Origin of the sequence: Streptomyces sp. NPDC101166, from assembly GCF_044768125.1 — a bacterium.
In the GTDB taxonomy this organism is placed as follows: Bacteria; Actinomycetota; Actinomycetes; order Streptomycetales; family Streptomycetaceae; genus Streptomyces.
Genome location: NZ_JBIWPF010000033.1, coordinates 1 through 14,288, shown reverse-complemented (window position 1 = coordinate 14,288; position 14,288 = coordinate 1). Strand labels below are relative to the sequence as shown.

The 14,288-nt window shown below is 70.0% G+C and carries 6 protein-coding genes; 2 read left to right on the top strand and 4 right to left on the bottom strand.

The features are described 5' to 3' along the window. The first annotated feature begins 290 nt into the window (after nt 1-290). Nucleotides 291-1,289, top strand: a complete 999-nt coding sequence (locus ACIRS4_RS34395) for a LuxR C-terminal-related transcriptional regulator (protein WP_404203542.1) — start codon at nt 291-293, stop codon at nt 1,287-1,289. A 286-nt stretch (nt 1,290-1,575) separates the two neighbouring features. Continuing rightward, nucleotides 1,576-2,607, top strand: a complete 1,032-nt coding sequence (locus ACIRS4_RS34390) for a threonine/serine dehydratase (RefSeq protein ID WP_404203540.1) — start codon at nt 1,576-1,578, stop codon at nt 2,605-2,607. Nucleotides 2,608-2,956: 349 nt separating this feature from the next. Here ACIRS4_RS34390 and ACIRS4_RS34385 read toward each other — a convergent pair whose 3' ends face one another. The 4 genes from ACIRS4_RS34385 to ACIRS4_RS34370 all read right to left on the bottom strand — a co-directional run. Then, nucleotides 2,957-3,169, bottom strand: a complete 213-nt coding sequence (locus ACIRS4_RS34385; protein WP_404203538.1) for an MbtH family protein — start codon at nt 3,167-3,169, stop codon at nt 2,957-2,959. A gap of 383 nt (nt 3,170-3,552) precedes the next feature. After that, entirely contained in the window at nt 3,553-5,376 is a 1,824-nt protein-coding gene (locus ACIRS4_RS34380) for an ABC transporter ATP-binding protein (protein WP_404203536.1), read from the bottom strand. A gap of 641 nt (nt 5,377-6,017) precedes the next feature. After that, nucleotides 6,018-6,419, bottom strand: coding sequence for a hypothetical protein (locus ACIRS4_RS34375; RefSeq protein WP_404203534.1), 402 nt, complete (start codon nt 6,417-6,419; stop codon nt 6,018-6,020). Between the two features lie 103 nt (nt 6,420-6,522). After that, the coding region (locus ACIRS4_RS34370; protein WP_404203532.1) for an amino acid adenylation domain-containing protein at nt 6,523-14,288 on the bottom strand (7,766 nt) is incomplete at its 5' end.

Sequence of the window (14,288 nt, the reverse complement as noted above, 5' to 3'; positions counted from 1 at the left end):
GAGGTTCACCCAGCGGGTGAGGAAGGAGGTGAACATGTACAAGAAACACAATACAGCCCTCAGGGGGACGAAGCGGGCTCCGGTCATATGCGGAGGGCACGATCCGTGTGGCCAACGCCCTTGCTTCTGAACGGACTTACGGAGCGCGTGGATCCGGGTGTTCATCCGCTTCGAACTCACCCCTCCGTTAGTCTTGCGAGCAACCGCCCCGAACACATGTCCGGACCGGGAAGTGCTCGGTTGCGGACCGCATCGCTCGGAACCTCAACGGAGATGGGAAAGCTGGCTTGATGCTGACAGATCTCGGGCTCGACGCTGCCGCTGAGGTGGTCTACCGGGGCATGCTCACGCACCCGGACGCCTCCCTGACCGACCTGGGAAAACGGCTGGGGATGCCGGGTGAGGAGATTCGGCGCGCCCTGGACAGGCTCAGCGAACTCGCCCTGGTCCGCCCTTCTTCCCAGGACCCCGGCCAGGTACACGCGGTGAGTCCTCACCTCGGCATGGAAATTCTTCTGGCCCGCCAGCAGGCCGAGTTGGCTGCCCTGCAACAGCGAGTCGAGGCGTCCCGCTCCGCCGCCGCGCGTCTCATTGCCGAGTTCACTCACGGGCAGTCCTCCCATCCGAACGAATCGGTTCAGTACCTCCGCGGCGTTGATTCCATTCGCGACTATCTCGCGGCCCTGAACAACCAAGTCGAGGAAGAATTCCTTACTTTCGCTCCCGGCGGCGCACAGACCGAAGCCAATATGCAGGCTTCGAGACCGCTCAACAAGCGGCTGCTGGATCGCGGAATCAATATGCGCACCGTATACCTGGACAGCATTCGCCGCGACCAGGCGAGTGTTGAACACGCAGAATGGCTGACCCAGCACGGCGCGCATGTGCGCACCGTGCCTTCGCTGCCGAACCGGATGATCATTTGTGACCGACGCGTCGCCATCATCGCCAACGACAGCGACGACACCAGTGTGGGCGCCATCGCCATCACCCTGCCGGGGCTGATCTCCTCCCTGTGCGCGCTGTTCGAGAGTGAGTGGCGCAACGCCCAGCCCCTGGGCGAACCCACCAAGCACCAGCCGGGCGAGCTGACTCCGCAGCAGCTCACGGCGTTGCAGCTGTTGACTCAGGGAGCCACGGACGAGTCGATCGCAAAGAAGCTCGGGGTCTCCCCGCGTACCGCGAGACGCGTCGCCACCAGCCTGCTCACCCATCTCAACGCCCGCAGCCGCTTCCAGGCCGGCGTCCACGCCGTGCAGGAGGGCTACCTGCCGGCCAAGCCGGAGTAGCCGTTCCGCGGTCGGACGCAGCCGTTCAACAGCGTCCTTCCCGCAGTCTCACACCCCGGTGTGCGGACCATGCCCGCTGGGCCCACCGCGCCGGATTCCTCGCGGCATGAACACGTGCGCGTTTCTCCATGAGCACAGTACGTTGACGTCCTGACGCACCGCACACGAGCGCTCCTTGGCGTCGGACGTTTCTTCGCGGCATCACATCACCGGATCGTCGGCCACCTTTTCGGGCTGCCCTGTGCGAATTCCATGATTTCCCATGGCTTTTCTTGGAGGGACACCCATGCCTGACTACGGGAGAGGTACGTCCGCCGGTGCCACCGTGGCGGGGCTCGCCGGCGCCGATGTGGACGATGCTCTGCTCCGGCTGTCCGGAAGGGTCCTGCGCACTCCGGTCATCCGTTCCGAACAACTCGACGCGGCGTGCGGCGCGCGGCTGTGGCTCAAGGCCGAGAATCTGCAGCGCGGCGGCTCGTTCAAGGTGCGCGGCGCGCTCCTTGCCGTCGAGCGTCTGGCCGCGGCCGCCGCCCGTGGTGTGATCGCGCAGAGCACGGGCAACCACGCCATCGCCGTGGCGCTGGCCGCCCGGGCACACGCTCTGCCCACCGTGATCGTCCTGCCTTGTGACGCCCCACAGGCCAAGGTGCGTCGCATTCGGGAGGCCGGGGCGCAGGTGACCTTCGCCGGGACGACGCTGGCCGACCGGATCGCCGCCGTCGCGGAGCTGCGGGAACTGCACGGGTACGACGTCGTCGATCCGTACGACGACCCGCAGGTGGTCGCCGGTCAGGGCACAGCCACCGCCGAGCTCCTCTCCCAGGCCGCCGCGCAGGGTGTGCGCCTGGACACCGTGGTCGTACCGATCGGTGGGGGAAGCGCGCTGGCGGGCGCCTGCCTGGCGGCCGCCCGGCACGGCGTGGAGGTGGTGGGCGCGGAGCCGGCGAGTGTGCCCGCGTTCACCGCCGCGCTGCAGGCGGGTGAGCCCGTGACGGTGCCGGCACGGCACACGATCGCCGACGGGCTGCGTCCGGACCGCATCGGGGATCTGCCTTTCTCCTTGGCGCAGTTGGACACGGCCCGGGTCCTGACCGTGGAGGAGGAGGCCATCGCCGAAGCGCTGCGGTCCGCGCTGTGGCAGGCCCGTGTGCTCATCGAGCCGGCGGCCGCGACGGCCCTGGCAGGGGCGCTCGAGTATGCCCGTGAGGCCGGCCGGGGCACCGACATCGGAGTGCTGCTGTCCGGCGGGAACGTGGAACCGAGCCTGGTGGCACGCCTGTTGGCGCAGGCCGGCGGGCCGGGTGCCCCGGCCGGCTGAGGGCTGCCCGGCCGCTCGTCCCGCTCGCAGGCAGCGGTTCCGTGTGGACGCCGGCCGCGCCCCGGCGGGCCCGGCCGACGGAGCCCGACGAGGCATCCCGGGCGCTCTCGCCGATCGCCGGCGCAGCCCGGGGCGTCCGGCTCGCAGGCGCTGACCCGATCGAAGTCGGCGCCGGCGACCGGGAAGCGGTCCGGCGCAATCGGCGGTGAGGAGCGTAGTCTTCCGGCGGCCCGCAGGCCCCGGCTCACGAGGGGCCTGCGGGCCGCCTTCTTCGCACCCGCCGCACACCTCGGCCCGGAGCGCGGTGTTCACCGCGCTCCGGGCCGAGGTGTGTGTTCTGCTCCAGGCGCTACTTCCCCGCCATGGCCTCGATCAGGCTCTTGGGACGCATGTCGGTCCACGACTTCTCGATGTAGGCGAGGCAGTCCTCTCGGCTGGTCACACCGTAGACGGAAGTCCATCCGTCGGGTACGTCGACGAAGACGGGCCAAAGAGAGTGCTGCCCCTCCTCGTTCACCAGAACCTGATACTGGGCGTCGGGATCTTCGAACGGATTCGTCACCACATTTTCCTCTCTCGGGCGAGCAGTTCTGATCACGTCGGAAACCGCTGGGGAAAAGCAAGCAGAGATTTCCTGGGCCTGCGTGATCGAGCATTCCCATTTCGCAGAGCACTGCGGGTCCGCGGAGATCCACTATGGCCCGGCAGGAGGCGCGGCAACAATAGCCGCCGAGTTGTGCGCGCCGACGTCTCGCGACCGGCGTCCCGCCGGGGGCCCGAAGGGTGTCCAACCGCGGTCTCACGGCAGTTGGACACTCCCTGGGTGCCGGCTCTGCTGCGCTCCCGGTGCAACGGTGAGAGTTTCCTCGGGAGCGTTTCCCGTGACCGGTGTGCCGGCCGGCGTACCGTGGGCCGGACGGCGTGGTCGTCATCCGGGCCGTCCGGTCAGGCGGAACGCTTGCTGTCCATGTCCGTCACCCCCTCGGCGAACTGTGTCTGATACAGCGCCGCGTACGCTCCGCCCTTGGCCAACAGCTCCTCGTGCGTGCCGCGTTCACGGATCCGGCCCGCATCGACGACCAGGATCTGGTCGGCCTCGCGGATGGTGGAGAGCCGGTGTGCGATCACGAGGGAGGTGCGGCCGGCGAGGGCGGTCTTCAGCGCCCGCTGGATCGCGGCCTCCGACTCCGAGTCCAGATGCGCGGTCGCCTCGTCGAGAACCACGATCGGGGGCGACTTCAGCAGCAGCCGCGCCAGGGCGATCCGCTGCCTCTCACCGCCGGAGAGGCGGTAGCCGCGGTCGCCCACCACCGTGTCCAGGCCGTTGGGCAGCCGTGAGACGGAATCCCAGATCAGGGCGGCCTCGCACGCCTCGATCAGTTCCTCCTCCGTGGCTTCCGGGCGTGCGTACAGCAGGTTGGCGCGGATCGTGTCGTGGAACATGTGGGTCTCCTGGCTGACCACCCCCACCGTCTCGCTCAGCGACTGCAGCGTGACGTCCCGGACGTCGTGGCCGCCCACCCGGACGGAGCCGGTGGTGGCCTCGTACAGCCTGGGGACGAGCTGGGTGATGGTGGTCTTGCCCGCGCCGGACGGACCGACCAGGGCCGTGAGCTTTCCCGCGGGAGCGGTGAAGCTCAGCTCCTTGAGGATCCAGGCGCTGTCCCCACGGTCCTTGTCCTTGAGCGCGAGCGGCTCCAGAGAGGCGAGGGAGACCTCCTGCGCGCTCGGATAGCGGAACGACACATGGTCGAACTCGATCTCCGCGCCGACCTGCTGTGCGCCGACCGCCGACCGCCGGCTGCCGGGCAGGTCATGCGCCCCGGGCTTCTGGTCGACCAGCGGCTTGAGGTCGAGGACCTCGAAGATGCGGTCGAAGCTGACGAGGACCGTCAGGACCTGGATCTGGAGGTTGGACAGCTGGTTGATGGGCCCGTACATCCGGAACAGCAGCGTCACCATGGCGACGAGCGTGCCGATCTGCAGCGCGCCGCTGATCACGAGGTTGCCGCCGAATCCGTAGACGATAGCCGTCGTCAGCGAGGTCAGCATCGTGACCACGATGAAGAACATGCGGCCGTGGACCACGTTGAGGGCGGTGATGTCCCGTACCCGGCCGGCCTTCTCCTCGAAGAGCGCGGCCTCCGACTCCGGGCGTCCGTAGAGCTTGGCGAGTTCCGCACCCGAGACGTTGAAGCGCTCGTTCATCATCGAGCCCATCTCGCCGTCGAGCGTCATCCGCTCCCGGGTGATGCGCTGCAGCTTGCGCCCGATGATCCGGGCCGGGAAGAGGAAGGCCGGCACCATCGCCAGGGCGACGAGGGTGATCTCCCAGGACAGATAGATCATCGTGCTGATGACGATCACCAGGGTCAGCAGTCCTGAGACCGCCTGGGTGAGCAGCGAGGTGATCGCCTGCCGGGTGCCGACGATGTCGGTGTTGAGCCGGCTCACCAGCGCGCCCGTCTGCACCCTGGAGAAGAAGGCGAGCGGCTGGCGCTGCACGTGCTCGAAGACCTCGGTCCGCAGGTCGTAGACGAGCCCCTCGCCGATCTTGCCCGAGCAGCGCGCCTCGACGTAGAGGACGAACGATTCGAGCAGGGCCAGCAGCACGATGCCGAAGGCCAGCATCAGGACGACTTCGAACTTCCGGGGGAGGATCCCGTCGTCGATCATGAGCTTGAGCATGAGCGGGCTCGCCGCGGTGATCGCGCCGCAGGTCACGCTGGCGAGAACCAGGATCGCGAGCTGTCCTCGATAGCGGACCAAGTACGGCAGGATGCGCCGCAGTGTTCCCGGATCTATCTTCTGGCGGATCTTTTCTTTTTCGTCGAAAGCGTTTCTGGAATTTAGATTCGGGCCACCTATGAGAGCCATAGAGGACACTCCTTGCCTGGGGGTGAAATAGACCTTTCAGTCCGGTGGTCGTTCGGTCGGGGGGATTTCCTCCGCTGAGTGCGGACGAGATGGCCGTGGCGGGCCGCGCGAGGCGGTGGCGCGAGGTTTTCCATCTGTGCCGGCCCACGACGGGCCACCGGGACGACCGTGGACGACCGAGCAGCGGGTGGGGTCCCTCCGCGCCGCGGACCGCGCGCTCCCTCAGCACCGCGCGGCGAGGCTGCCTGGGGTGCAAATCCCTTGTCGCAGCGGAGAGTCGAGCCTCGATCGCGAGGCGTCCCGCAGTGGTCCGGCGTGGGGCGGCCGGGGGCCGGGAGGCTTGAACCCGCTCGGGGGTGCCCCGTTCCGGGCCGCCCCTGATGTCGGAGAGCATCTGTTCGTAGTCCGGCTCGAAAGCCAGGAGAATTCCTGTGGCCGTCACGAGTGACATGTCGAATCTGCACTTTCTGCTGCCAAGGGTTTCCCCTTGTCGAGGTGTGCCGCCCGGGTTCGGGCGGCGCCGGGTACGGCCATCAGCCGTTGCTCGTCGAATTCCGCGTGCTCTTGCGCACAGCGGTCGCGGATGCGGCGTCGGCGGCACCGGTCGTGGTGGGGGTGTCGTGGATGAGCTCCTGGGCGTAGAAGCTCTTGATCCGCGCGAGGAGGCCGCGCCGACTGAGACGGGCGGCCCTCTCGGGGCGCGGGCCCGGGTCGAGCGCGTCGAGCATCGCCTTGCGCCGCAGTTCGGCGACGGCGATGACGTCGACCCCCGGGTTGTCGACCGGCAGGGTGCGGGGCGTCGGGCGGGCAGCCGGCGCGGCGGCCTGCGGGAGCGCGGGCTCGGAGGTTCCGACGCCGTCGTGCAGCGCCAGGGTCTGGGAGTCGCCCTCCGGCTCGGGAGCCGACAGAGCCGAGGCAGGGTTCACAGTAGACATATGAATTCTTCTCTTCTGCTCTTTTTGTGGGTTTTTTCGCAGAAATTGCGGATGTGCGGGATACGGATTCGGGTGTGGCTCAGGTGTGGGTGCGTCTGTGGGTTCAGGTGCGGGAGGCCAGCCAGGCCGACACGGCGTTCCAGACGTCGGCCAGGTTTTCCGGTCCGGCCATCTCGTAGTGCGTGCAGGGAACGCCGCTCTGCGTGATGCCGCCGGTGATGTAGGGCTTCCAGCGTTCGCCGGGCGTCTCGCCCTCGGGCATGCTCTCCTCGGCCACGATCAGCAGGGCGTCCCCGTCGAACCGGCCGTGCTCGTGCTCGGTCCGGATCGTGCGGTGGTTCTGCAGGACCCGGGCGAAGGTCCGGTACTCCTCTTCCGTGGCCGCACCGAGGGCGCCGCCCGCCTCTCGGCGTACGACCTCGATGAGCCGGTCGACCTTGGCGTCCAGGTCGACGTCGGTCTCCTGCGCCCGGTCCTCGACGTCGCCGTCCTCCCGGCGGCTCCACGGGTACTGGTCGAGGATCACGAGTGCCGAGATCTCCTCGCCCGCCGCCTGCAGTTGGACGGCCATCTCGTGGGCGACCGCGCCGCCGTAGGACCAGCCGAGCAGGCGGTAGGGGCCGCTCGCCTGGACCGAGCGGATCTGCTCGATGTAGTCCGCCGCCATCTCGGGGATGGAACGCGCGAGTTCCGCCGTGCCGTCCAGGCCGCGTGACTGCAGCCCGTACAGCGGGATGTCGGCCTCGACATGGCGTGCCATCGGCATGTAGCACCAGCTCAGACCGCCGGCGGGATGGACGAAGAAGAACGGGGGCTGCTCTCCCTGCTCGCGAATCGGCAGCAGCACGCCGAGGGCGTCCCGGATCGAGGACAGGCTCATCCCCTTCATCAGCTCGGTCACGCTCGGCGCGGCGAACAGGTCGCGCACCGCGATGGACACGCCTCGTTCGCGCAGCGCCTCGACGAGTCTCACCGCGAGCAGCGAGTGGCCGCCCAGGGCGAAGAAGTCGTCGTCCACGCCGACTTCGGGCAGCCCGAGGACCTCGGCGAACGCCTCGCACATGCTGTCCTCGAAGGAGGTGACCGCCCAGTTCGCGGTCTCCTCACCCGCGGTCGCCTCCGGTACCGGCAGGGCCTTGCGGTCGAGCTTGCCGTTCGGCATCAGCGGCAGCCGCTCGATGGCGACCACCGCGGAAGGCACCATGTAGCCGGGCAACCGGTCCTGGGCGACGGCCCGGATCTCCCGGCCCAGCCGCTCCGCCGCTTCGCCGCCCTCCTCCGCGTCCCCTGAGGTGGCGCTGCTCGGTACCACGTACGCCACCAGACGCTGGTCACCGGGGATGTCCTCGCGGACCAGGACGACGGCCTGGCCGACCGCGGGGAGCGAGGCGAGGAGCGCCTCGATCTCCCCCAGTTCGACGCGGAATCCCCGGATCTTGACCTGGTCGTCGGAGCGGCCCACGTACCGCAGGTCGCCGTCCTGCGTCCAGCGCACCACGTCGCCGGTGCGGTACAGCCGCTCACCGGCGCGGCCGAACGGGCTGGCGACGAAGCGGACGGCGGTCAGGCCGGGGCGGCCCAGATAGCCGCGGGCCACGCTGTGGCCGCCGATGTACAGCTCACCCGCCACGCCGGGGGGCACCGGGGAGAGGGTCTGATCGAGCACGTACACCTGGGTGTTGCCGACGGGGCCACCGATCGACGAGGTGTCGGCGTCCCGCCCGGACAGTTCCTTGGCGGTCGACCAGACGGTGGTCTCCGTCGGGCCGTAGAGATTGGTCAGAGTGGGGGTCCGGGCCAGGAGCGTCTGTGCCAGGTCGGCCGGGAGCGCCTCCGCGCCGATCATGGCGCGTACGCCGGTCCAGTCGACCGGGTCGTCGGCGTCGGCGATCAGACCGCGCCACAGACTCGGCGTCGCGTGGACGAGGTTGGCGCCGGTGGTGCGGATCAGTGAGCGCAGCGCCCACGGGTCGAGGACCTGTTCCTGCGCGGCGAGCACCATGCGCGCGCCGTTGAGGAGTGGAAGGTAGAACTCGAAGCCCGCCATGTCGCAGCCATGGGTGCTGACCGCGAGCAGCCGGTCGTCGGCGCCGAGTGCGAACCGGTCCTGCATCGCGCTCAGGAAGTTCACGATCGCGCGGTGCTCGACGAGGACTCCCTTGGGGCGGCCGGTCGATCCCGAGGTGTAGATGACCCACATCGGGTGCTCGGGCCGCAGCGCCGCCGTGCGTTCGCCGTCGGTCAGCGGCCCGTCCGCGAGGTCCGCGAGCCGCTCTCGGACCTCCGTCGCATCCAGCAGGATCACGGGGACCTGCGGCCGGTGCTCGGCCGCCGCCGGGCGGGCGTCGAGGTCCTCGCTGGTGAGCACGCACACGGCGCGGGAGTCGGCGATGACGTACGCGATCCGGTCGGCCGGGTAGGCCGGGTCGATCGGCAGGTACGCCGCACCCGACTTGATGACGCCGAGCAGGGCCACCACCAGGTCCACGGTGCGTTCGAAGACGGCCGCGACGACCGTCTCCGGGCCGATGCCACGGCCGGCCAAGTGGCGCGCGAGCCGGTTGGCGCGGGCGTCCAGTTCGGCGTACGTCAGCTCCGCGTCGCCGTGGACCAGGGCGACGGCGTCGGGCGTACGGGCGGCCTGCGCCTCGAACAGCTCGACGACGGTCGCGTGCGGCACCTCGGCCTCGGTGGCGTTCCACTCGGTGAGCATCCGCACCCGCTCGTCCTCGCCGAGGACGTCCACCTCGCCGAGGCGGACGCCCGGGTCGGCGGCGAGCGCCGCGAGCACCCGGCTCAACCGCTCGGCGATCCGCTGGACCGATTCGGGGTCGAACAGGTCGGCCGCGGCGACGAGGGAGCCGCGCATCCCGGCGGGGGCGCCGTCGGCGTCGTGGAGCTCCGCGACGCTGACGTCCAGGTCGAACTTGACGACCGCGTCGGCGGGGGCGCCGCTCGCGGGCCGAGCCGCCGGGGCCCCGCGTCGGGCGTCCACGCCCTCCAGGTCGAGCACCGCCTGCTCGTTGTTCTGCAGGAGCAGCATGACCTGGAAGAGCGGGTGGCGGGCCATCGAGCGGGCGGGGGCGAGTTCCTCCACCAACCGCTCGAAGGGCACGTCCGGGTGCGCGAACGCTCCGAGCCCGGCTTCGCGCACCCGCTCAAGGATCTCCCGGAAGGTGGGATCGCCGCTCAGGTCGGTGCGCAGGACGAACGTGTTGACGAAGTAGCCGATCAGGTCGTCGAGGGCCTCGTCCGTGCGGCCGGCGATCGCCGAGCCGATCGGGACGTCGGTGCCCGCGCCGATCCGGGAGAGCAGGACGGACAGGGCGCCGTGCAGCACCATGAACATCGTCACGCCCTCGGCGCGGGCCAGTTCGGCCAGCCTGGCGTGGACGTCCGCGGGGATGTCCAGCGGGACCCGGTGGCCTCGGTGCGAGGCGACCGGCGGGCGCGTCCGGTCGAAGGGCAGCTCCAGTTCCTCCGGCAGACCTTCCAGGGTCTCGCGCCAGTAGGCGACCTGCTGGGAGATCAGGCTCTGCGGATCCTGGCTGTCGCCGAGCACCTCGCGCTGCCACAGCGCGAAGTCGGCGTACTGGACCGGCAGCGGTTCCCACTGCGGTGCGCGCCCGGCGCCGCGGGCCTCGTAGGCCGTGGACACGTCGCGGGCGAGTGGCGCCCACGACCATCCGTCGCCGGCGATGTGGTGGACCACGACGACGAGGACGTGCTCCTCCGGCCCGGCCCTGAACAGCCATGCGTGGATGGGCACTTCGGCAGCGAGATCGAACGTGTGCGCCTTCGCCTCGGCGACCGCGTCGGCCAGGGCCTCCGGGGCGACGTCGGCGACGGTCAGCTGCCAGTCGAGCGCGTCGATGTCGACGATCCGCTGGTACGGCTCGCCGTCGGCGACCTCGAAGACGGTGCGCAGCACCTCGTGGCGCGCGAGCAGGTCGCGGAAGGCCGCGCTCATGGCGTCGGCGTCCACCGCTCCGGCAAGCCGGGCCGTCACCGGGATGTTGTAGGTGGGGCTCGGCCCGTCCATCTGGTCGATGATCCACAGCCGACGCTGGCCGTACGAGAGCGGAAGCCGCTCGGGGCGTTCCATGGCCTGCAGCGCGGCCCTTGCCGTACGGGCGCCTGCGAGCCGCTCGGCCAGTCCCGCGACCGTCGGGGCCTCGAAGAGCGCCCGGATCTCGACCTCGACGCCGAGGACGGAGCGGATCCGGCTGACGAGGCGCACCGCGAGGAGCGAGTGGCCGCCGAGCTCGAAGAAGTCGTCGTCGACACCGACTTCGGGAAGTCCGAGGACTTCGGCGAAGGCCATGCAGAGGATCTCTTCCTGGAGCGTGGCCGCCCGGCGTCCGCCGGCGGACAGCGAGGAGGAGTAGTCGGGTGCGGGCAGGGCCTTGCGGTCGAGCTTGCCGTTGCCGGTCAGCGGCAGCGCGTCCAGGACCACGACCGCGGACGGGACCATGTGCTCCGGCAGTCGCTGACCGGCGAACTCGCGGATGAGAGCGGGCAGTTCGTCGTGGGGTTCGCCGATGTCCGTCGGGACGACGTAGGCGACGAGTCTGCGGTCGCCGGGGGCGTCCTCGCGGGCGATGACGGCGGCCCGGTCGACCAGCGGATGCCCGGTCAGGACGCCCTGCACCTCGCCGGGCTCGACACGGAAGCCGCGGATCTTCACCTGGTCGTCCGCCCTTCCGAGGAAGACCACCTGTCCGTCGGCGGTCCACTTGGCCCGGTCGCCGGTGCGGTACATCCGCTGCCCCGACTCGAAGGGGTTCCCCACGAAGCGTTCGGCCGTCAGGGCCTCGCGGCCCACATAGCCGCGCGCGAGCCCGGCACCGGAGACGTACAGGTCCGCGACCACGCCGACCGGGACCGGCTGAAGGCAGGAGTCGAGCAGGTAGAAGCGGGTGTTGGCGATCGGGGTGCCGACCGGGACCGTCTCGCCTGCGACTCGCTCGGCGGTGAGCCGGGTGGTGGCGACACCGATCGTCGTCTCCGTGGGGCCGTAGTGATTGTGCACCTCACGCTCCCCGGCGGCAGCGACCAGCTCCCGCAGCCATGCCGGCGAAGCGGCCTCACCGCCCAGGACGAGGGAGTGGTTCGGAAGGACGCCTTCGATCCCACCGGCCGCCGACAGAGCGGCCAGGTGAGAGGGCACCGCCTTGAAGTGGTCGATGCGGTGCGTGGAGAGGTACGCCGCGACCGCCTGAGGGTCGGTGACCGCGCCCTCGTCGAGGATGTGCAGTTCACCGCCGCTGGCCAGGCTGGCGAACACCACCGTGTTGCCCAGGTCCGTGGCCTGCGCCTGCAACAGCGCATAGCGCGCACCCTCACCACCGAAGCCCAGACGCTCCGGCACCGAGGCGAAGTAGTTGGCGAGCCCGCCGTGCGTGACCGCCACACCCTTGGGACGGCCCGTCGAACCCGACGTGTAGATCACATACGCCAGCGACTGCGGGAGGACGAGGTGTTCAGGGCGTTCCGTCGAGGCCGCCGCGAGCTGCATCTCCACGAACGCGTCGTCGAGAGCGACCAGACGCGAACGCCCCGCCGGCAGCTCGTCCAGGATCTCCTCGGTCGTCAGCGCCAGCGCCGCCCGACTGTCACGCAGCATGAACGCGATCCGCTCCGTCGGCTGCGCCGGGTCCACCGGCAGATAACCCGCCCCCGCCTTCCACACGCCCAGGATCGCCGCGATCATGTCGACGCCACGCGGCAGACACAGACCCACCACCGACTCGACGCCGATGCCCTGACCGATCAGATAATGCGCGATCCGATTCGCCCGCGCGTCGAGCACCGCGTACGAGACCTCGACGCCCTCCGCGACGATCGCCGCCGCATCCGGCGTCCGCACCACCTGCCGCTCGAACAGCTCATGCACCAAGACCGGCCGGTCCTCGGCGACCGTGTCGTTCCAACCGACCAGCACCCGGTGCCGCTCCACCTCGTCGAGCGCGGGGACGTCGCTGAGGCGGGTCCACGGGCTGTCGCCGAGCAGGTCGAGCACGCGCACCCAGGCTCGGGCGATCCGTTCGGCCCACTCCGGGTCGAACAGGTCGGTCGCGACCGTCACCGAGCCGCGCAGGCCCGCCGGGGCGCCTTCGGCGTCGTAGGTCTCCCCCACCATCACATCGAGGTCGAACTTCGCCGCGCGGGTGCCGGTGGACATGCCGCCGGTCCACACGACGGGCGTGGCCAGGGAGTCGAGGCCGGCGCTGACGGTGTTCTGCTTCGTCAGGACGACTTGGAAGATCGGGTGACGTGCCATGGAGCGGGCCGGGGCCAGCTCCTCCACCAGCTTCTCGAACGGAACGTCCTGGTGGGCGAAGCCGGACAGGCCTGCTTCCCGCACCCGGGCGAGCAGTTCGGTGAAGGCAAGGTCGCCGGACAGGTCCGCGCGCAGCACCTGGGTGTTGACGAAGCAGCCGATCAGGTCGTCCAGAGCTTCGTCGCCGCGGCCCGCGTGCGCCGAGCCGATGGGGATGTCGGTGCCGGCGCCCAGCTTGGAGAGCAGGGTGGCCAGGGCGGCCTGCAGGACCATGAACACGGTCACGCCTTCGGAGCGGGCCAGTTCCGCGAGGCGTGCGTGCACTTCGGCGGGGACGTCGAGCGGGACGCTGTGCCCCAGGTGGGACGCCACCGGCGGGCGCGGCCGGTCGAAGGGCAGTTCCAGCTCTTCCGGCGCACCGGTCAGTGTCTCGCGCCAGTAGGCGAGTTGGCGGGCGATGACGCTGTGGGGGTCGTTCTCGTCGCCGAGCAGCTCACGTTGCCACAGCGCGTAGTCCGCGTACTGCACCGGCAGCGGCTCCCACGCCGGCGCCCTGCCCTCGACACGGGCCGCGTAGGCCGTGGAGAAGTCCCGGGCCAGGGGCGCCCGTGACCAGCCGTCGCTCGCGATGTGGTGCACGAGGACGACGAGCACACGCTCGTCGGGACCGGCCTCGAAGAGGGTGGCACGGATCGGCACCTCGGCGGAGAGGTCGAAGACGTACCGCGCGGCCCCGGTGACCGCGTCTTCAAGCTCGGCCCGACCGATCTCGACGACGTCCAACTCCCATTCGAGCGAATTGAGCTCGATGACGCGCTGGTACGGCTGTCCGTCCGCGACACCGAAGACGGTGCGCAGCACCTCGTGCCGGCCGATCACATCGCGCAGGGCCGCGTTCAGGGCCCGGCGGTCGACTTCGCCGGACAGGCGCAGGGCGATCGGGCTGTTGTAGGTGGCGCTGGGGCCTTCCAACTGGCTGATGAACCACAGGCGCTGCTGGGCGAAGGAGAGCGGGGTCCGCTCGGGTCGCTGCCCTGCCGTCAGGGCAGGCCGCGCTTGACCGGCACCCTCCAGGCCGGCCGCGAGCCCTGCCACCGTCGGGGTGTCGAACAGCGCCCGCAGCGGGACCTCGACCCCCAGAACCGTGCGAACCCGGCTGATGAGACGGACGGCGAGCAGGGAGTGACCGCCAAGAGCGAAGAAGTCGTCGTCCACGCCGACCTCAGGAACACCCAGAACCTGGGCGAAGACGCTGCACAGGAGTTCTTCCCGAAGGGTGGCCGGGCGTCGGCTTCCGGTGCCGGTGGCGTACTCCGGGGCGGGCAGAGCCTTGCGGTCCAGCTTGCCGTTCACGTTCAGCGGCAGCGCGTCCACGGGGACGACGGCCGAGGGGACCATGTAGGAGGGCAGGCGGTCAGCGGCGAACTCGGTGACCCGAATGGGCAGTTCAGTCTGCGACGCGTCGTCGTCGGGGACGACGTATGCGACCAAGCGCTTGTCGCCGGGCACGTCCTCGCGGGCTATGACGACTGCCTGCGCGACCTCGGGGTGCGCGGCGACCACGGACTGGACCTCGCCGAGTTCGA

Coding starts and splice junctions, on each gene's coding strand:
- ACIRS4_RS34375 (WP_404203534.1), bottom strand. CDS start 6,419: ATGTCTACTGTGAACCCTGCCTCGGCTCTGTCGGCTCCCGAGCCGGAG.
- ACIRS4_RS34395 (WP_404203542.1), top strand. CDS start 291: ATGCTGACAGATCTCGGGCTCGACGCTGCCGCTGAGGTGGTCTACCGG.
- ACIRS4_RS34390 (WP_404203540.1), top strand. CDS start 1,576: ATGCCTGACTACGGGAGAGGTACGTCCGCCGGTGCCACCGTGGCGGGG.